Raw genomic sequence first — 19,869 nt, forward strand, 5'->3', positions numbered from 1 at the left:
GTCCCTGAGCCCGTCGAAGGGACCGAACCCCCCGACCGCGGAGGCTTCGACAGGCTCGGCCACCGCTGCGTTACGCGACCTCGTGCCCGGCCGCCGCGCGCCGCCGCATCTGCACCAGCACGGCCAGCAGCACGGTTGCCACGCCCCAGGCGGCCGCGACCTTCACCAGCACGCCGTAGACGAGGTGCGTGGGCGTGTACTCGGCGCCGAAGCCGCCCTCGACGGCGAGCGCGACGACGGAAGCCACGACCAGCGCGAGCGGCAACGACAGCCACCACGTCACTCGCACGGCATCCGGAAGCACCCGGCCGACCGACTGCGCCCGCCGCCGCGAGAGCCACCACAGACCGAAGATCCCGAGCCCCACGAGCCCGAACACTCCCGAACCGTACTGCAGCCACTTCACGCCCAGCAGCGGACCCCATTGCTGCTCGAGAGCGGGGAACAGCGCATCGCCCGCCCGGCCCTCGTGGGTGAAGAAGTCCCAGGCGACGTGCGTGACCACGCCGAGGGCGAGCGAGAGCACGAGCCACAGGATGCCGACCACTCCCCCGCTCAGCGTCTCGCGTGCGGCCGCGAGGGCTCCGGCATCCCACTCGTCGGGCAGTCGTTCGGCGATGCGCCGCGGTACCAGCTCGCGCGTCGCGGGGCGCAGGACGCACCGCCACACGAGCAGCAGCACGAACGCCATGATCACCGTCACGGGCAGCCACGCGAGATCGTGCGTCACGGCATAGCCGGGCACGATGCCGCGCAGGAACAGCGGCAGGTCGGGGGTCATCGCCCCGATCGCGATCGCCGCCGGCACGAGCGGCGTGCGCAGGAAGGGCAGCGCGACGACCGCGTGGCTGACGGTGAACGGCATGTCAGCTGAGGAACAGCCCCGCGAGCGTCTTCTTGCCGCGCCGCAGCACCGAGACCCCGCCGGGGAGCGTCCCCTCGACGACCTGATCGTCGCTCGTGACCTTCGCGCCGTCGAGCGTGACGCCGCCCTGGGCGATCGCGCGGCGGGCGTCGCTGAGGCTCGACGACAGACCCGTCGCGGTGAGCGCCTCGAGCACCGTACTGCCCGCGTCGACCGTCGCGTGCGGCAGCTCCTCGAGCGCCGTGCGCAGCACCGTGGCATCCAGAGCCGTCACATCGCCCTGACCGAAGAGCGCCTCGGTCGCCGCGATCACGGCCTCCGTCGCCTCGACCCCGTGCACGGTCGTGACGACCTCGCGGGCCAGGCGCTTCTGCGCCGCGCGGCGGAAGGGCTCGGTCTCGACGAGTCCCGCGTACTCCTCGATCTCGGCGCGCGTGAGGAAGGTGAACACCTTCAGGCGCTCGACCACGTCGCGGTCGTCGGTGTTCAGCCAGAACTGGTACATCACCCACGGGCTGCACATCTCGGCATCCAGCCAGATGGCGTTGCCCTCGCTCTTGCCGAACTTCGTGCCGTCGCTGTTCGTGATGAGCGGCGTGCCGATGGCGTGGACCGAGGCCCCCTCGACCTTGCGCACGAGGTCGGTGCCACTGGTGAGGTTGCCCCACTGGTCGCTGCCGCCGGTCTGCAGCACGCAGCCGTACTGCCGGTACAGCTCCAGGTAGTCCATGCCCTGCAGGATTTGGTAGCTGAACTCGGTGTAGCTGATACCCGCCTCGGAGTTCAGGCGCGCGCTGACGGCATCCTTCTTCAGCATCGTGCCGACGCGGAAGTGCTTGCCGATCTCGCGCAAGAAGTCGATGGCGCTGAGCGGCGCCGTCCAGTCGAGGTTGTTGACCATACGGGCGGCGTTGTCGCCCTCGAAGCTCAGGAAACGTTCGACCTGCGCGCGCAGGCGCGCCACCCACTCGGCGACCGTCTCACGCGTGTTCAGCGTGCGCTCGGCGGTGGGCCGCGGGTCGCCCACCAGACCCGTCGAGCCGCCGACGAGGCCGAGGGGACGGTGTCCGGCGAGCTGCAGGCGGCGCATGGTGAGCAGCTGCACGAGGTTTCCCAGGTGCAGGCTCGGCGCGGTCGGGTCGAAGCCGCAGTAGAACACGATCGGGTCGCCGCCGAGGAGCTCCCGCAGCTCGTTCTCGTCGGTCGAGACGTGGATGAGTCCGCGATACACCAGCTCGTCCCAGACGTTGTCGAAGGTCGGGTCGTTGGCGGGATGCAGGGCGCTCACGGGCGCCGCGTCGATCGGTGCAGACACGAGACGAGGGTATCAGCGGGACTTTCGGGCTCCGGATGCCACCCGCCCGGCTGCCGTGAGGATGCGACCCGTGCCGCGGGGCCGAGCGTGCCGCGTCAGCCGGGGGCGATGCCCCACGACACCAGGAACGCCGCCGCGAGAGCGGCCACCCAGCTCACGAGGCTGCCGATGAGGAAGTACTCCGCGCGGTCGCCGCCGTCGCCGTCGCGCGAGATCTCGGGAAAGCGCACGATGCCCTTGGCCGCCAGCACGGCCGCGATGAGGGTGTAGGCGCCTGCCAGCGTGAGCGCGAAGACGAGGATGCGCTCCAGCGGTCCGATGAGCCGGCCACCCTTCAGCGTCGGCGCTGCGGCCTCGTCGGGCGTCTCGCGGGCGCCCATCTCGGAGCGCAGCGCGATGCGCACCACGGCGTTGCCCGATTCGAGCAGGAAGACCAGGCACCCGATCACGAGCACCACCACATCGGCCGACACGGTCTCGCCCGGTCGATACGACGCCCACAGCTCACCCAGGATGCCGGGGCGCGCCCGCCCGGGAGCGACCACGACGCACGCCGCGGCGGCGAGCGCCAGTAGCGCGACCGGCCACAGCCCCGCACGGGCGGGTCCCTGCTCGGGGACCACCCACGTCCAGATCGCGGCGACGGCGACGGCGAGCGCACCGGCGACGACGGCGTCGAGACCCGCCGCCACGACGACGAGCAGAACGCCGGCGACCGCGAAAGCCACTCCGCGTCGCGCGCGGATCATCTGACGCAGCAGATCGACCGCGCCCACGGCGAGCAGCAGCAGGCCCGCCGCGATCATGCGCGCGCTCCCCTCGTCAGCACGGCGAAGCCCTCGACGATCGCGGCCGATCCGGCGGAGGCGAGCGCCTGCGACACCGCCGACTGGCTGATGCCCTCGCCCTCCGCGAGATCGCGCTGCGAACGCCCGAGGCACCGCCCGCCGGTCAGACGCCGCGTGCGCTCGCTCATCGCCGAGACGAGCTGATCGCGCGCGAGGGCGTACGCCGTGGCGATGGTGACGGTATCGACCATGGCGGCATCCTCCCCCTCGGCGGCGGTGATCCACGTGCGCGCGAACGGCGCGGCGCGCTGCTGCATCCGCTCGACGGTCTCGACGGCCTGGCGCGCCGCCCACCACGCCGGCCCCTCGGGCACGGTGCGGTCGTCGAGGGCGATGGGACGCACCTCGCCCACGCCCACCCCGAAGCGGCAGTCGATGTCGTCGGGCAGGGCGAGACGCACCAGCAGGAGGGAGGCGAGCGCATCGTCGAGGCGTGCGTACTCCCCCTGCAGTTCGTCACCGACGGTCGCGGTGAGCGGTCGGCGCGCCACCGGCAGGTCGGTCTGGACGTGCTCGATGACCCGTGCGATCTGCCGCTGGGCGGCGGCGCGATCGTCGAGCCGCCGGGAAGCGACGATGTCGGCGATCACCGCGACGGTCATGACATAAGCTTATCACTTATTTTCTCCGCGTGATAAGCAAAAGACTGATACCTACGCGATGAGGGTACGCGCCGCCGCCTGCGCACGCGCCACGAGTTCTTCTCGCTGCTCGCGCACGCGGTCCGGGGCCGTGCCGCCCGCGCCCGTGCGGCTGGCGACCGAACCCTCGATCGTGAGCACCTCGCGTACGGCGGGAGTCAGCGACGGCGACACGGACGCCAGCAGGGCGTCGTCGGCGTCTTCGAGGCCGATCTCGCGCTCCTCGCACGCCCGCACCAGGGCGCCCGAGATCTCGTGGGCGTCGCGGAAGGCGACCCCCTGACGCACGAGCCATTCGGCGACATCGGTGGCGAGCGAGAACCCCTCCGGGGCGAGCTCTGCCATGCGGTCGGTGTGGAAACGCAGGGTCGCGATCATTCCCGAGAAGGCCGGGAGCACGAGCTCGAGGGTGCGCACGGAGTCGAAGACGGGCTCCTTGTCTTCTTGCAGGTCGCGGTTGTACGCCAGCGGCAGGCCCTTGAGGGTCGCGAGCAGTCCCGACAGGTTGCCGATGAGGCGCCCCGCCTTGCCGCGTGCGAGCTCGGCGATGTCGGGGTTCTTCTTCTGCGGCATGATGCTCGACCCGGTCGAGTACGCATCGTCGAGGGTGACGAAGCCGAACTCGCGCGTGTTCCACAGGATGATGTCTTCGGACAGACGCGACAGGTCGACGCCGATCATCGCGGTGATGAACGCGAACTCGGCGACCACGTCGCGCGAGGCGGTGCCGTCGAGGGAGTTCTCGGCGGGACGAGCGAGACCCAGCTCGTCGGCCACGAGCTGCGGGTCGAGCCCGAGGGTGGCCCCGGCCAGGGCGCCGCCGCCGTAGGGCGAGACCAATGCGCGCGCCGACCAGTCGCGCAGGCGTTCGATGCCGCGTGTGAACGCCCAGCCGTAAGCCTGCAGATGGTGAGCGAGCAGCACCGGCTGCGCGTGCTGCAGGTGGGTGCGCCCGGGCATGATGGCGCCCTCGTGCGCCTCGGCCTGGGCCACGAGCGCGTCGACGAGGCGCAGCACCTCGCGCGTGATGGTGCGGGCGTGATCGAGCAGATACAGCCGCACGAGGGTGGCGATCTGGTCGTTGCGGCTGCGGCCGGCGCGGAGCTTGCCGCCGACGGCGGCGCCCACGGTCTCGATGAGCACCCGCTCGAGGGCGCCGTGCACGTCTTCGTCGCCGGGAGCCGCGACGAGCGACCCGTCGCGCACGCGCGCGGCGAGCTCGTCGAGGCCGTCGTGCATGATCCGCGCTTCGTCGGCGGTGAGATAGCCCGCGGCCTCGAGGGCGGCGGCGTGCGCGTGCGAACCGGCGATGTCGTAGAGCGCGAGGTCCCAGTCGAAGTGGGTCGAACGGCTCAGCGCCGCCAGTTCGGGAGACGGTCCACCCGAGAAACGGGCCCCCCACAGGGCGCCCTCGTTCGTCGTCTGACCGTTCTCGTGACTCATGCTCCCAGCCTACCGAGGGCCGCCGACACCGCCGGAGCCAGGAGCCGGGCTATCGGCATCCCGGTCGCGCCCGACGACGAGACGCACCACCGCGTCGATCACCCACTCGAGCGGCCCGCGTCCGAGGGTGAGCGCCCAAGCCGTGCACCCGATGACGAGGCCCACGGTGAGGGGCACGAACAGCCCCGCCTCCCGGATGCCGAAGAGGTCGCCCGTGTCGCCGAGCAGGGCGAGCGCGACGATCGCCCACACCACGAGCTGCAGCACGTACGCCGTGAGCGGCATCGAGCCCACCGCCCGCAGCGGCACGGCCGGCCACCGCAGCGGGGTGCGGCACAGCAGCAGGCACACGCCGATCACCACGAGAGCGAACCCGCCCGAGCCGATCACCTCCCACAGCCCCTGCGAGTGATCCTCCGCCGTCAGCACGGCCGCCAGGTAGCGATTGCCGGCCGCGACCGGCGCCGTGAAGAGGGCCGCGCCATAGCCGAACAGCATCAGTGCCCCGCCCGCCATGACGAGAGCGCCCTGCACCTCCACCCGCCGCAGATCGAGCCGTCCAACGCCCATCCCCGCCAGCAGATACGCGATCCAGACGGTGAAGGGGTAATGCCAGCCGAGCGCCGCGTCGATCTCCGCGCCCGCCCGCCCGGCCCACAGGGGGGCGGCGTCGAGCACGGGCTGGAGCCACGGCATCACCAGCGCCAGCGCCCCCGCGGTCGCGAACAGCCCCCGCGGCCGCATCCCGAGGAACGGCAGGGCCAGCACGAACAGCAGCGCGTAGGCGGGCAGGATGACGTAGACCGGCACGCCGGTGGCCACCAGCAGCATTCCGATCACCCACAGCAGCGCCCCGCGCAGCGCCAGGCGCGCCGCAGCGCGAGGACGACGCTCCGGCGCAAGCGGCCGGGGTCCTCCCGTCACCAGGGCAATCGAGACGCCCGCGAGAGTGGCGAACAGGATCGACGATCGGCCGTTCACCAGCGTGACCCAGGTCTCGGGGTCGATGGTGAGACGGCGTTCGGTGTCGAGCAGGTGCGCGGCCAGCATCCCGAGCACGGCGAGACCGCGCGCGAGATCGATGCCGACCAGTCGGCCCGGGCCGTCGAAACGTGCCCAGGCCCGACCGATCGGCGAGGAGGTCACTGCTGACGCAGCAGCCACACCAGCAGCGCCTTCTGGGCGTGGAGTCGGTTCTCGGCCTCGTCCCACACCACGCTCTGCGGCCCGTCGATCACCTCGGCGTCCACCTCGTATCCGCGGTCGGCGGGCAGGCAGTGGATGAAGATGGCGTCGGAGGCCGCGCGGGTCATGAGGTCGGTGGTGACCTTGAATCCGCCCAGATCGCGGATGCGTGCGATCTTCTCCTCTTCCTTGCCCATCGACACCCAGGTGTCGGTGACCACGACGTCGGCTCCGGATGCCGCGGCCTCGGGGTCGGCGGTCAGGGTGATCGATCCGCCGGTGGAGGCGGCGATGCGCTCGGCATCCGCGATCACGTCGGCGCGGGGCGCATAGTCGGCGGGGGCGGCGACACGCACGTGCATGCCGGCGGTGACGCCGGCGAGCACGTAGGAGTGGGCCATGTTGCTCTGGCCGTCGCCGAAGAACGACAGCGTCAGCCCCTTCAGCTCGCCCTTGTGCTCGCGGATGGTGAGAAGATCGGCGAGCAGCTGGCAGGGGTGGAAGTCGTCGCTGAGCGCGTTGACGACCGGCACGCGGGTGCCGCGCGCCATCTCTTCGAGGCCCGCCTGCGCGTACGTGCGCCACACGATCGCGGCCACCTGGCGCTCGAGCACGCGCGCGGTGTCGGAGGGCGTCTCTTTACCGCCGAGCTGGCTGTTGGCGGTCGAGATGATCAGGGGCGATCCGCCGAGGTCGGCGATCCCGACCGCGAACGACACACGCGTGCGAGTGGACGACTTGTCGAAGATCACCGCGACCGTCTGAGGCCCCTCGAGCGGCTTCTGCGCCCAGCGGTCCTTCTTCAGCTCGATCGCGAGGTCGAGGATCTCGGCCTGTTCGGCCGGGGTCAGGTCGTCGTCACGCAGCAGGTGGCGGGTCACGCGGGGGCTCCTTCGAGGATCAGGGCATCGGAGACGGTGGCGAGCGCGGCGCCGAAGAGCGCGAGGAAGTCGGCCACCTCGGCATCCCCGATCGTCAAGGGCGGGGCGATGCGGATACTGTCGTCGTTCGCGGCGTTGACGATCAAGCCGTGCTCTTGCGCTGCGGCAACGACGGCCTTGGCGACGGGGCTCGTGAGACCGATGCCCAGCAGCAGGCCGCGGCCGCGGACGCCGCCGACCAGCGGCGATCCCAGCGCGGCGATGCCCTCGCGCAGCTGCGCCTCGCGACGGGCGGCGTTCTCGACGAGGCCCGCCGATTCGATCTCCTGCAGCACCGCGCCACCGACGGCGGTGCCCAAGGCGTTGCCGCCGAAGGTCGAGCCGTGGGTTCCGGGGAAGAACAGGTCGCTCGCGGCCCCGAAGGTGATGAGTGCCCCGATGGGGAAGCCGCCGCCGATGCCCTTGGCCACGGTGATCGCGTCAGGCGTGATGCCGGCGTGCTGGAACCCGAACCAGGCGCCGGTGCGGCCCGCGCCGGTCTGGATCTCGTCGACGATCAGCAGCGCGCCGTGTCGCGCGGTGACCTCGCGCGCGGCCTGCAGGTAGCCCTCGGGCAGTTCGACCACGCCGGCCTCACCCTGGATGGGCTCGACGAGCAGGGCGGCGACGCGCTCGTCCATCGCGGCTTCGAGCGCCTCGATCGTGGCGTCGATGTGCTCGACACCCGGGACCATCGGCAGGAAGTCGGCCTGGAGTGCGGGCTTGCCGGTGAGGGCCAGCGCGCCCATCGTGCGGCCGTGGAAGCCGCCCTTCAGCGTCAGGACGCGGGTGCGGTCGGTGCCGCGCCCGTGCAGCCGCGCGAGCTTCAACGCGGCCTCGTTCGCCTCGGCGCCGGAATTGCCGAAGTACACCCGGCCCGACTCCCCCGTGCCCGCGAGACGCTTGAGGCGCGCGGCCATCGCGAGCTGCGGCGGGGTGGCGAAGTAGTTCGACACGTGCGACAGCGTCGACGCCTGCGCGGTCAGCGCCTCGACGAAGACCGGGTGGGCGTGACCGAGGGCGTTGACGGCGATGCCGGCGAGGAAGTCGAGGTACTTCTTGTCGTCGCCGTCCCAGACGTAGGCACCCTGCCCGCGCACGAACAGCGCCATGCGGTCGCCGAAGCTGCGCACGAGGTCGCGACCGGCGTCCTCCTGCCACGGGGCGCGCGTCGTCGTGGGTTTCTGAGTCGTGTCCGCGTTCACGCGACCACCTCCGTTCCGATTCCCTTGCTGGTGAACAGTTCGACGAGCACCGAGTGCGGTACGCGTCCGTCGATGATGGCGGCCGTCGGCACGCCCCCCTCGACCGCGTCGAGGCAGGCCTGCATCTTCGGGATCATTCCCGACTCCAGCTTCGGGAGCATGCCGCGCAGTTCCGTGGAGGTGAGGTGCGACACGAGCGAGTCACGGTTCGGCCAGTCCGCGTAGAGCCCGGGCACGTCGGTCAGCACGACGAGCTTCTTGGCGTTCAGCGCAACGGCCAGCGCCGCGGCGGCGGCATCCGCGTTCACGTTCAACGACGTGCCGGGGTGGTCGAGGTCGGGCGCGATGCTCGAGACGATCGGCACGCGTCCCGCGGCGAGGTGGTCGAGCACAGGCTGCGGGTCGACGGTGACGACATCGCCCACTCGGCCGAGGTCGTGCTCGACCCCGTCGACGACGACGCCGCGACGGCGCCCGCCGAACAGGCCGGCATCCTCCCCGCTGAGGCCCGTGGCGAGCGGCCCGTGCGCGTTGACCTTCGCCACGAGCTGTGGGTTGATCTGGCCGGTGAGCACCATGCGCACGACGCCGATCGCCTCGGTCGAGGTGACCCGGTAGCCGCCGCGGAACTCGCTGGGGATCTCGAGCCGGTTGAGCATCGACGAGATCTGGGGACCGCCGCCGTGCACCACGACGGGCTTGACCCCGACGTAGCGCAGGTAGGCGATGTCGGCGGCGAATGCGTCCTGCAGCTCATCGCTGACCATCGCGTTGCCGCCGTACTTCACCACCACGACCTGGTCGCGATACTTGCGCACCCACGGCAGCGACTCGACGAGGGTGATCGCCCGTTCGCTGGCTTCGGCCGGATCGGTGTCTTGGAGGTCGACGTGTGTCATGAGGAGTAGGCGCTGTTCTCGTGGACGTACTCGTGCGTGAGGTCGTTCGTGCGGATGGTGGCCGATGCCTCGCCGACGCGCAGGTCGACGACGAGGTCGGTCGCGCGCGGCGTGAGGTCGACGTCTTCTCGGGGGCGGTCGGGGCCGCCGGCCGTGCATACGCGCACGCCGTTCATCCAGACGTCCACGTCGTACGGGTCGAACGCCGCGTCGGTCGTGCCGATGGCGGCGAGTACGCGGCCCCAGTTCGCGTCATTACCGAAGATCGCGGCCTTGAACAGGTTGTTCCGCGCGATCGAGCGGCCCACCTCGACGGCGTCGTCCTCGCTCGCGGCGTTGACGACCCGGATGGTGATGTCGTGGCTCGCGCCCTCGGCGTCGCCCTGCAGCTGCGCGGCGAGGTCGTCGCACACGGCAGTGAGGGCCGCGGCGAACTCGTCGGCCGGAAGGTGGATGCCACTGGCCCCGCTCGCCATCAGCGTGACCTGGTCGTTGGTCGACATGCAGCCGTCGGAATCCAGCCGGTCGAAGCTCACGCGCGTGGCGGCGCGGAGCGCGGCATCCGCCTCCGCCGTGTCGAGAACGACGTCGGTGGTGATCACGACGAGCATCGTGGCCAAGCCCGGTGCGAGCATGCCCGCACCCTTGGCCATGCCGCCGATCGACCAGCCGTCGCCGACGTGGACGGCGCGCTTGGGCTGGGAGTCGGTGGTCATGATGGCGAGCGACGCGTTCTCGCCGCCGTCGGCGGACAGTGCAGCCACGCCCTCCTCGACGCCCTGGAGCACCTTGGCGCGGAACTCCTCGTCACCGGTGCCGATGAGCCCCGTCGAGCACACGACGACGTCGCCCGCCCCGACGCCGAGGAGCTCGGCGGCTCGTTCGGCGGTCTGATGCGTGGTCTGGAATCCGAACGACCCGGTGAAGCAGTTCGCACCGCCCGAGTTCAGCACCACGGCCTCCACGACACCGTCTTTCACGACCTGCTCCGACCACAGGATCGGATTGGCCTTCGCACGGTTGGACGTGAAAACGGCGGCGCCCACCTTGAGGGGGCCGCGGTTGACGACGAGGGCGACGTCACGCGCGCCGGTCGACTTCAGTCCGACGGCGACTCCGGCCGCTTCGAATCCGGCGGGGGCGGTCACACTCACGGGGCGACTCCGTTCACGGGGAGGGCGGTGGTCTCGGCGAGACCCAGCGCGATGTTCATGGACTGCACCGCGGCTCCGGCGGTGCCCTTGACGAGGTTGTCGACCGCGGCGACGACGATGACGCGGTTCGCGGCCCGGTCGATCGCGAGACCGAGCGAGGCGATGTTCGCGCCCAGCACGTCGGCCGTGCGCGGGAAGACGCCCGCGGGCAGCAGCTCGACGAACGGCTCGTCGGCGTAGGCGGTCTCCCACGCGGCGCGGATCTCGGCATCCGTCGCGTCGCCCTGGATCGGGGCGGTCGAGGTGGCGAGGATGCCGCGCGCCATCGGCACGAGCACGGGAGTGAAAGAGATGCGGATGCCATCGGCCGGTGCCCCCGCGGCGGCCAGGGCCTGCCGGATCTCGGGAATGTGGCGATGTGTGCCGCCGACGGCATACGGGTTCGCGGTGCCGAGGATCTCGCTGGCCAGGAGGTTGGTCTTGGCCGCCTTGCCGGCACCGCTCGGGCCGACGGCGAGCACCGACACGATGTCGCCCGCGTCGATCACGCCGGCGGCGACACCCGGGGCGAGCGACAGCGCGACGGTGGAGGCGTTGCATCCCGGTGCGGCGATGCGCGTCGCGCCGCGAAGGTGCTCGCGCTGCTTGACGCCGTCGACGCTGAGTTCGGGTACGCCGTACGCCCACGGCTCGGGGTGCTCCCCGCCGTAGAAGGCCGCCCAGTCGTCGGGCGAGGTGAGCCGGTGGTCGGCGCCGGCATCGATGACGAGCGGGGTGTCGGCCAGGGCATCGGTGTATTGCGCCGACTGTCCGTGCGGGAGGGCGAGGAAGACCACGTCGTGCCCGGCGAGCACCTCGGGCGTGGTGGCCTGCAACTCGAGGTGCGCGAGCGAACGCAGGTGCGGCTGATGGGCGACGAGGGGCTGGCCGGCGCTGGAGTGCGCGGTGACCGTGCGGACCTCGACATCGGGGTGGGCGGCGAGCAGGCGCAGGATCTCGCCGCCCGCGTAGCCGGAAGCGCCGGAGACGGCGACCGAGAGGGTCATGTTTCTACCTTAGGAGTCGGGACTGTGCTGTATCAGCGTGAACCGGGGCGGCGACGCCCGCATGCCCGACCGTCGGCGGGTTTACGAGGTCGCCGAGAGTCGGCGCGTGACCCGACGTCGACGCTCGCCACCGGTGCTCACGAAGAGCTCCTCGGTGCGCACGGTGTTCGACGACATGTGGCGAGGGTAGCGGCCCCGCGGGCAGACGGGCAAATCGACCCGTTCGCTTCCGGGTGGCTCAACGCCGAAGCGCCGCGCGGCGGACCGTGCGGCGCTTCGGCGTGGAGAGAGCTCAGTCGCGGATCGCCGCGCCGAAACGGTCGGCGGCGACGGCGACACCGGCGAGCTTCGCCTCGGTGGCCTCGGCCGCGGTGAGCGTGCGGTCGTCGGCGCGGAACCGCAGCGCGAACGTCAGACTCTTCGCGCCCTCGGCGAGGCCCGGCCCGCGGTAGTCGTCGACCAGGCGGGCACCTTCGAGCAGCGGTGCGCCACCCTCCAGCAGCGCCGCCCGCACGGCACCCGCCGACACCTCGACGGGCAGGGTCAGCGAGACATCCTGCGTGGCGGCGGGGAACCCGGAGAGGGATGCCGCGACCACGCGCGCCTGGGCGAGCTCGAGCATCGCGTCGAGGTCGAGCTCGGCCACGAGCACACGACCCGGCAGGTCGGCGGCCGCCGAGACGGCGGGCAGCAGTTCGCCGACGTAGCCGATGTCGGCCCCTCCGGCGAGCACGCGCGCCGTGCGCCCCGGGTGCAGGGCGGCGCGCTGCGCCTGCACGAGCTCGATGTCGAGACCGGCAGCCGCAGCCAGCACGCGCACGGCGTCGACGGCGTCCGCGAGGTCGGCCGCGATCGCCGCCTGCCCGGGCTGCTTCGGCACGGTGTGTCCGGTGAGCAGCACGGCGACGTGCCGCCGCTGCGGCGGGATCGAGGCATCGAGAGCCGCGAGCGTCGCGGCATCCGGACGCACCGCCAGCGGCGGCACCGACGCGGTGCCGTACTGCACGCCGGGCTTGGGCAGGAACACGGTTCCGACCTCGAACAGCGCGAGGTCGACGATGCCGCGCGAGACGTTGCGGTGCGCCACCTGCAGAAGCGCCGGCACGAGCGAGCGTCGCAGGAACGGCGCGAGACCGTCGAGGGGGTTCGCGAGCTTGACGCTGGGCAGCGTGTCACCCGACGGCGAACCGTGCAGGGCGTTCTGCTCCTCGGTCGTGAACGGGAACGACGGCGTCTCGACGAAACCCGCGGCGGCCAGGGCGTTCGACACGCGACGACGCCCCTGCTGCGCGGCGGTGAGGCCGCGACCCGACGGCGGGGTCGGCAGCACCGACGGAATGCGGTCGTAGCCCTCGATGCGCGCGACCTCTTCGGCCAGGGTCCACTTGTCGGTGAGGTCGGGGCGCCACGACGGCGCGGTCACGGCCCAGCCGCCGTCGCGCTGCTCGACCGTGCAGCCGATGAGCTGCAGCGCCGACACGGTCTCGTCGTCGGTGTAGTCGACGCCGATCAGGCCCGACACGAAGCCGGCGGGGAGCGTGATCGCTTCGCGGCGGTAGGTCGAGCCCAGCGAGCCGCCCAGCTCGGTGTCGAGCGTGCCGCCGGCCAGCTCCACCATCAGCGACGCCACGCGCTCGGCGGCCACATAGGGGACGAGCGGGTCGACACCGCGCTCGAAGCGGCGGGAGGCCTCGGACGGCAGCTTGTGCCGACGCGCGGTGCGCGCGATCGAGACCTGGTCGAACGTCGCCGCCTCGATGAGCACGTTGCGGGTCGCGTCGCTCATCTCGGTGGGGCCGCCGCCCATGACGCCGGCGAGGCCGATCGGCCCCGACTCGTCGGTGATCAGCAGGTCTTCGGCGTTCAGCGTCCGCACCTGACCGTCGAGCGTCTCGAGCTTCTCGCCCTGCTCGGCACGACGCACCGTGATACCGCCCTGCAGGCGATCGAGGTCGTAACCGTGGATCGGCTGGCCCAGCTCGAGCATCACGTAGTTGGTGATGTCGATGAGCACGCCGAGCGAGCGGATGCCCGCCAGCGACAGGCGCGTGATCATCCACGGCGGGGTCGGGCGCGAGGGGTCGACGTCGCGGACGATGCGCGCCACGAACTCGGTGGCGCCGTTGCGACCGCGGATGGGCGCCCGGTCGTCGACCGTGATCGGGAAGCCCGCGGGCGTGCGTGACACGGCGTCGTCGTGGCCCGCACCCGGGTCGCGGTAGTCGGCGCCGGTGGCGTGCGAGTACTCGCGCGCCACGCCGCGCAGCGACAGGGCGTAGCCGCGGTCGGGCGTGACGTTGATCTCGACGGCGAGGTCGTCGAGACCCAGCAGCGCGATGGCATCCGTTCCGACGGGCGCGTCGATCCCGAGGTCGACCAGACGCAGGATGCCGGAGTGCTCGCTGCCGAGACCCAGTTCCTTCGCGGAGGCGATCATGCCGTCGGAGACGTGCCCGTAGGTCTTGCGCGCCGCGATCGGGAACGGCCCGGGCAGCACGGAGCCGGGGAGGGTCACCACGACCTTGTCGCCGGCGAAGAAGTTGCCGGCGCCGCAGACAATGCCGCGCACTCCCCCGTGCTCGTCGCCGACGTCGACCTGGCACCACCGGATGGTCTTGCCGTTCGACTGGGGCTCGGGGGTGAACTTCTTCACTTCGCCGACGACGATGGGGCCGGACAGCTCGAAGCGGTGCACGTCTTCTTCTTCGAAGCCGACGGACACCAGCGCCGCGAGGACGTCTTCCGGCGTGGCCTCGACGGGCACGTCGACGTACTCGCGCAGCCAAGAGAGCGGGACGCGCATCAGACCACCATTCCGAACTGCTCACTGAAACGGACATCGCCCTCGGCCATGTCGCGCATGTCTTGCACGTCGCTGCGGAACATGAGCGTGCGCTCGATGCCCATGCCGAAGGCGAAGCCCGAGTACTCCTCGGGGTCGATGCCGGCGGCCCGCAGGACGTTGGGGTTCACCATGCCGCAGCCGCCCCACTCGATCCAGCGCGCCCCGCCCTTGAAGGTGGGATGCCACAGGTCGAGCTCGGCGCTCGGCTCGGTGAACGGGAAGAAGTTGGCGCGGAAACGCGTCTTGGCCTCGGGTCCGAACAGCACGCGCGCGGCGTGGTCGAGGGTTCCCTTGAGGTGGGCCATGGTGATGCCCTTGTCGACGACGAGGCCCTCGAACTGCGTGAACACCGGCAGATGCGTCGCGTCGAACTCGTCGGTGCGGTAGACACGGCCCGGGCACAGCACGTAGATCGGCAGGTCGCGCTCGAGCATGGAGCGCACCTGCACGGGGCTCGTGTGCGTGCGCAGCACGAGGTGACGGGCGACCGGGTCGACGAAGAACGTGTCCTGCATCTGACGCGCGGGGTGATCGACGTCGAAGTTCAGCGCGTCGAAGTTGAACCACTCGTGCTCGAGCTCGGGGCCCTCGGCGATCTCCCACCCCATGCCGACGAAGATGTCGGAGACCTGCTCCTGCAGGAGCGAGATCGGATGCCGTGCACCCACCCGCGCGCGCTGCGGGAGCGCCGTGACGTCGATGCGTTCGGCCTCGAGCTGCGCGGCCGTCTCGGCTTCGGCGAGCTCTCTCTCGCGGGCGGCGAGCGCCTGGTTGACCTGGCCGCGGGCCTGGCCGACGAGCTTGCCGAACGCGGCCTTCTGGTCGGGGGCGACGTGGCGCATCTGGGCGTTCAGCCGCGCGAGGGCGGACTGCTCACCGGTGTGCGCGGAACGGGCGGCTTTCAGCTCGGCCGTGGTCGCGGCGGCGGCGATGGCGGCAAGCGCCTCATCGACCGCGCCGGCGACGGCCTCGGGGGTGATCTCGGGTGCGTCGGACACGAGATGAGAGTCTACCGACGGGCGGGGACACTCCCCCGCCCGTCGGTCGCGTCACAGACCGCTGGAGTCGAACTTGCCGACGCCGCGCTGCGCCGCGATCAGCTCGGTGTCGGTGCCGGTCTGCCCCGGAGGTTGCGCACCGGCCACGCGGGCCCCCTTCGGCGATCGACGCAGACCGATCTCGACCCGATGCGCCGTGTACGACAGCGCGAGACACATGGCGACGTAGATGACGCTGGCCACCATCGCCGCGGGGATCAACGGCGACCCGTACTCGCCGTTCGACCCGAGCAGGCGCGCGAAGTACAGCAACTCCGGGTACGTGATGATGAAGCCGAGCGCGGTGTCCTTCAGGGTCACGACGAGCTGCGCGATGATGACCGGCAGCATCGCGCGGATCGCCTGCGGGAGCAGGATCAGACGCAGGACTCCCGACTTGCGCAGACCGACCGCATAACCGGCCTCGCTCTGACCGCGAGGCAGGGCTTCGACGCCGGCGCGGATGACCTCGGAAAGGACCGAGCCGTTGTACGCGATGAGCGCGATGACGACAGCCCAGTACGACGACATCTTGATGCCGATGACCGGGAGCCCGTAGTACAGCAGCAGCATGAAGATGAGGACCGGGATGGCGCGGAGGATCTCGACGACCCATCCGACCGGCATCCGGACCCAGGCGTGATCCGACAGGCGTCCGATGGCGAGGACGAACCCGAGGACCAGGGCGCCGACGGCGGCGACGGCGAATGCGGCGAGAGTGGCGAGGGTCGCCTCGCCGAAGCGCACCCAGATGGCGCTGTAGGTGAAGACGTTCCACTTCGCGGCCGAGAACTGTCCGGTGTCGATGAAGCGCCAGACGACGAAGCCGATGATGGCCGCGACGACAGCCAGTGTGATGACGCCGAGGATGCGATTGCGCAGCTGCGCCCGGGGGCCGGGGACGTCGTAGAGGACCGAGGAGCTCATCGGGCGACCTTCCACTTCTTTTCGGCTGCGTTCTGCAGCGCGGCCAGCACCAGGACCAGGATCACGAACACCGCCATGACCAGCAGGATCGTGACGAGCTGGTTCTCGCCGTTCTCACTCATGGTGGCGCGGATGTTTCCCAGGTTGACCACCGAGAAGCCCGCGGCGACCGTGGTGTTCTTCAGGAGTGCGATGAAGACGCTCATCATCGGGGGGATGACGGAACGCGTCGCCTGTGGCAGGACGATGAGCGTCATGACCTGCCCGAATCCGAGACCCAGCGCTCGCGCTGCTTCCGCCTGCCCGACAGGAACGGTGTTGATGCCGGAACGGATCGTCTCGGCGACGTACGTCGCCGTGTAGATGCCCAAACCCACGACCGCCAACTGCAGGAAGCTCCCGCGCGGCACGTCGACGAGCAGCGGCACGCAGAACGCGAAGAAGAACAGCACGAGCGTCAGCGGCGTGTTGCGGATCCAGTTGACGTAGACGGCCCCGACCGCCCGCGCGATGGGCACCGGCGAGACACGCATGGCCGCGACGATGAAGCCGAGCACGAGAGCGATCAAGCCGCCCCCGATGAAGAGCACGACCGTTCCCCACAACGCCTGTGCCCACAGGTCGGGGTAGTCGAAGATCTGATTCACCGCACGCTGTCCGTTCTCTGTCGTCGATTCTTCGGGTGGTGCGGGCGGCGCACCGGGCGCCGCCCGCACCCGAGGCTCAGCTGACGGGGTCGACCGCCGGCTGCTCGCCGGAGACGCCCGAGGCGCCGAGGTTGGCCTCGAAGATGGCCTGCCACGTGGATCCGCCGTCGGTGAACATGGTGTTCACGAACTCCTGGAAAGCGGTGTCGCCCTTGGCGAGACCCACGCCGTAGCGCTCCTCGCTGAAGGGCTCACCGGCGATCTTCAGGTTCTCGGGGTCCTGTGCCGCGTACCCGAGGAGGATGGCCTCGTCGGTGGTGACGGCATCCACTTCGCCGTTCTTCAGCTTCTCGACGCACTGCGAGTAGGTGTCGAACTCGACGACCTGGGCGGGGGTCTGCTCGCGGATGCGCTGGATCGGCGTCGAGCCGGTGACGGAGCACACGGTCGTCTCAGCGGTCAGCGAGTCCTTGCCGGTGATGGTGTCGTTGTCGGCGGCGACGAGCAGGCCCTGGCCGGTGAGGAAGTAGGGGCCGGCGAAGGCGATCTGCTCCTTGCGCTTGTCGGTGATCGAGTAGGTGCCGACGTAGTAGTCGATGTCACCGTTGATGATCGCCTGCTCGCGGTTGGCAGAGGCGATGGCCTTGTACTCCACTTTCGACGAGTCGGCGGGGTCGAACCCGAGCGACGCGGCGATCCAGCGGGCGACGTCGACGTCGAAGCCCTTGCGCTCGCCCGAGACGGGGTCGAGGTAGCCGAGGCCGGGCTGGTCTTCCTTCACGCCGACCACGATCTTGCCGGCCGAGGTGATCTTGTCGAACGTCGGGCTGCCCTCGATGGTGACGTCGGAGGCGACCGCGCCGTAGACGGGCTCGTCGCCGGCGCCGCCGCCCGCGCCGGGTTCGGTCGAACCGGGGGTGCCGCTGTTGCAGGCCGTCAGGGCCAGCAGGCCGGCGGCGACGATGCTCGCGCCGGCGAGAAAACGTGTCTTACGCATGTGATGTCTCCTTGGTTACGTGTGCTGTGCGGATAGATGGGTCTGGGGGGATGGCACGGCGAAACACCCACGGGTGGGGACGCTCGCGCTTCGGCAAAGAACCTCCTCGTTCGTCGCCGTCATGGGGGTGCCGTCAGTGCGTGATGAGCTTCGACAGGAAGTCTTTGGCCCGGTCGGACTGCGGGTTGGTGAAGAACTGCTCCGGAACCGCCTGCTCGACGATCTGCCCGTCGGCCATGAACACGACGCGGTTGGCGGCCTTGCGGGCGAAGCCCATCTCGTGCGTGACGACGATCATGGTCATGCCGTCTTTGGCGAGACCGACCATCACGTCGAGCACTTCGTTGATCATCTCGGGGTCGAGCGCCGAGGTCGGCTCGTCGAACAGCATGACCTTCGGCTTCATCGCCAGGGCGCGGGCGATCGCCACGCGCTGCTGCTGACCACCCGAGAGCTGCGCCGGGAGCTTGTCGGCCTGTTGTCCGACGCCGACGCGGTCGAGAAGAGCACGCGCCTCTTTCTCGGCATCCGCCTTCTTCATCTTGCGGACCTTGATGGGCCCCAGCGTGACGTTCTCGAGGATCGTCAGGTGCGCGAAGAGGTTGAACGACTGGAAGACCATCCCCACGTCGGCGCGCAACTCGGCCAGGCCCTTCCCCTCTTTGGGAAGCTCCTTGCCGTCGATGGTGATCGAGCCGCTCGTGATCGTCTCGAGGCGGTTGATGGTGCGGCACAGCGTCGACTTACCGGAACCCGAGGGGCCGATGACGACGACGACCTCGCCGCGATCGACGGTGAGATCGATGTCTTTCAGAGCCTGGAACTGCCCGTAGTGCTTCTGGACGTCGGAAACGACGACCAGGGGCTCGGAGCTCGTCGGGGGAACGGATGCCATGAGCACAACCCTATGAGGATGCCGAGCGACCGACCACCTTCCGGCGCGCGCCTTAACCGTTCTGTAACAGCGTCCGTCAGCGCGCCCGCTGCGCAAACGCCGTCTCGTACAGGCAGACGCTCGCCGCGGTGGCGAGGTTGAGCGACTCGGCGCGGCCGTAGATCGGCAGGCGCAGCGCCAGGTCGGCGCGCGCGAGCGCCTCGTCTTCGAGACCGCGCGCCTCGTTGCCGAACAGCCACGCGGTCGGCTCGGAGAGGAGGTCCCGGGAGGCCAGGAAATCCTCGCCCTGCACATCGGCGGCGACGACCCGCAGGCCCGCCTCGTGCATGCGCTCCACCACATCGGCGAGCTCCAGGTCGACCGCGACCGGCAGGTGGAACAGAGAACCCGTGGTCGAGCGGACGACCTTCGGGTTGTACGGATCGACCGTCCGGCCGGTGAGGATCACGGCATCCGCACCCGCAGCGTCGGCCGCACGGATGATGGTGCCGAGGTTGCCCGGGTCGCGCACCTCCTCGCAGATCGCGACGAGACGCGGGCCCGCCGCGAGCACGTCGCGCAGAGCCGTGGGCGATTGTCGCGCCACCGCGACGATGCCCTGCGGGGTCACCGTGTCGGCCATGGCGTCCAGGACCGCCTCCGTCGTGTACTGCAGATCGATGCCGGCCTCTTCGGCGGCATCGCGCACGTCGGCGTGCTTCTCGAGCGCGGCCGGTGTGGCGTACACCTCGAGCACCGTCTCCGGCGCGAATGCGAGGGCCTCTCGCGCGGCCTGCGGCCCCTCGAGGAGGAACAGGCCGGTCTCCTGACGGGCGGCGCGCTTGCTCAGCTTCGCCACGGCGCGCACGCGGGGCGAACGGGGGTTCTCGAGCACGCCCTCAGTGTATGGCTCCCCCGGCATGCGCTCTGAATGCCGCGCGGGGTCGCCGCAACGCACGCCGTTCGAGCCACCGCGGGAGTCGTGCGCGACGCGCGCCCCGGCGGGAACGACGGAACGGGC

18 protein-coding genes are annotated in these 19,869 nt (G+C 70.6%); all 18 read right to left on the bottom strand.

Translation table 11 applies throughout. The features are described 5' to 3' along the window. Window positions 1–70: 70 nt before the first annotated feature. Window positions 71–865 (bottom strand): DUF4184 family protein, encoded by a 795-nt coding sequence (locus QE410_RS10650; RefSeq protein WP_307331539.1) that lies wholly within the window; start codon window positions 863–865, stop codon window positions 71–73. Between the two features lies 1 nt (window position 866). Continuing rightward, window positions 867–2,180: a tyrosine--tRNA ligase gene (gene tyrS / locus QE410_RS10655; protein WP_307331541.1), complete on the bottom strand. Its 1,314-nt coding sequence runs from the start codon at window positions 2,178–2,180 to the stop codon at window positions 867–869. A 95-nt stretch (window positions 2,181–2,275) separates the two neighbouring features. Continuing rightward, window positions 2,276–2,986 carry a hypothetical protein gene (locus QE410_RS10660; RefSeq protein WP_307331544.1) on the bottom strand — a complete coding sequence of 237 codons (711 nt, stop codon included), beginning with the start codon at window positions 2,984–2,986 and terminating at the stop codon, window positions 2,276–2,278. Continuing rightward, complete coding sequence (locus QE410_RS10665) at window positions 2,983–3,630, bottom strand: SatD family protein (protein ID WP_307331547.1); 648 nt, start codon at window positions 3,628–3,630, stop codon at window positions 2,983–2,985. The genes QE410_RS10660 and QE410_RS10665 overlap by 4 nt, the downstream gene beginning before the upstream one ends. A 51-nt stretch (window positions 3,631–3,681) precedes the next feature. Next, on the bottom strand, window positions 3,682–5,112 hold the full coding sequence (argH, locus tag QE410_RS10670; RefSeq protein ID WP_307331550.1) for an argininosuccinate lyase: 1,431 nt from the start codon (window positions 5,110–5,112) through the stop codon (window positions 3,682–3,684). A 9-nt stretch (window positions 5,113–5,121) separates the two neighbouring features. Further along, window positions 5,122–6,276: a heparan-alpha-glucosaminide N-acetyltransferase domain-containing protein gene (locus tag QE410_RS10675; RefSeq protein WP_307331553.1), complete on the bottom strand. Its 1,155-nt coding sequence runs from the start codon at window positions 6,274–6,276 to the stop codon at window positions 5,122–5,124. Beyond that, window positions 6,255–7,178 carry an ornithine carbamoyltransferase gene (gene argF / locus QE410_RS10680; RefSeq protein ID WP_307331557.1) on the bottom strand — a complete coding sequence of 308 codons (924 nt, stop codon included), beginning with the start codon at window positions 7,176–7,178 and terminating at the stop codon, window positions 6,255–6,257. Before argF ends, QE410_RS10675 begins: the two co-directional genes overlap by 22 nt. After that, window positions 7,175–8,422, bottom strand: a complete 1,248-nt coding sequence (locus QE410_RS10685) for an acetylornithine transaminase (protein WP_307331560.1) — start codon at window positions 8,420–8,422, stop codon at window positions 7,175–7,177. The genes argF and QE410_RS10685 overlap by 4 nt, the downstream gene beginning before the upstream one ends. After that, window positions 8,419–9,321, bottom strand: a complete 903-nt coding sequence (gene argB, locus QE410_RS10690) for an acetylglutamate kinase (RefSeq protein WP_307331563.1) — start codon at window positions 9,319–9,321, stop codon at window positions 8,419–8,421. Before argB ends, QE410_RS10685 begins: the two co-directional genes overlap by 4 nt. Beyond that, window positions 9,318–10,475 carry a bifunctional glutamate N-acetyltransferase/amino-acid acetyltransferase ArgJ gene (gene argJ, locus QE410_RS10695; protein WP_307331566.1) on the bottom strand — a complete coding sequence of 386 codons (1,158 nt, stop codon included), beginning with the start codon at window positions 10,473–10,475 and terminating at the stop codon, window positions 9,318–9,320. The genes argB and argJ overlap by 4 nt, the downstream gene beginning before the upstream one ends. Then, on the bottom strand, window positions 10,472–11,521 hold the full coding sequence (argC, locus tag QE410_RS10700; RefSeq protein WP_307331569.1) for an N-acetyl-gamma-glutamyl-phosphate reductase: 1,050 nt from the start codon (window positions 11,519–11,521) through the stop codon (window positions 10,472–10,474). The genes argJ and argC overlap by 4 nt, the downstream gene beginning before the upstream one ends. Window positions 11,522–11,813: 292 nt before the next feature. Next, window positions 11,814–14,324: a phenylalanine--tRNA ligase subunit beta gene (pheT, locus tag QE410_RS10705; protein WP_307331573.1), complete on the bottom strand. Its 2,511-nt coding sequence runs from the start codon at window positions 14,322–14,324 to the stop codon at window positions 11,814–11,816. Then, entirely contained in the window at window positions 14,324–15,364 is a 1,041-nt protein-coding gene (gene pheS / locus QE410_RS10710; RefSeq protein ID WP_307331577.1) for a phenylalanine--tRNA ligase subunit alpha, read from the bottom strand. The genes pheT and pheS overlap by 1 nt, the downstream gene beginning before the upstream one ends. Before the next feature lie 51 nt (window positions 15,365–15,415). After that, complete coding sequence (locus QE410_RS10715; RefSeq protein WP_307331581.1) at window positions 15,416–16,330, bottom strand: amino acid ABC transporter permease; 915 nt, start codon at window positions 16,328–16,330, stop codon at window positions 15,416–15,418. Next, complete coding sequence (locus tag QE410_RS10720; RefSeq protein ID WP_307331584.1) at window positions 16,327–16,977, bottom strand: amino acid ABC transporter permease; 651 nt, start codon at window positions 16,975–16,977, stop codon at window positions 16,327–16,329. The genes QE410_RS10715 and QE410_RS10720 overlap by 4 nt, the downstream gene beginning before the upstream one ends. Window positions 16,978–17,053: 76 nt before the next feature. Then, on the bottom strand, window positions 17,054–17,974 hold the full coding sequence (locus QE410_RS10725) for a glutamate ABC transporter substrate-binding protein (protein WP_307331585.1): 921 nt from the start codon (window positions 17,972–17,974) through the stop codon (window positions 17,054–17,056). Between the two features lie 133 nt (window positions 17,975–18,107). Beyond that, window positions 18,108–18,869, bottom strand: coding sequence for an amino acid ABC transporter ATP-binding protein (locus QE410_RS10730; protein ID WP_373459339.1), 762 nt, complete (start codon window positions 18,867–18,869; stop codon window positions 18,108–18,110). Window positions 18,870–18,945: 76 nt separating this feature from the next. Continuing rightward, window positions 18,946–19,743, bottom strand: a complete 798-nt coding sequence (locus QE410_RS10735; RefSeq protein ID WP_307331588.1) for an RNA methyltransferase — start codon at window positions 19,741–19,743, stop codon at window positions 18,946–18,948. Window positions 19,744–19,869: the final 126 nt, after the last annotated feature.

It is taken from the genome of Microbacterium sp. SORGH_AS_1204, assembly GCF_030818935.1.
Lineage (GTDB): Bacteria > Actinomycetota > Actinomycetes > Actinomycetales > Microbacteriaceae > Microbacterium.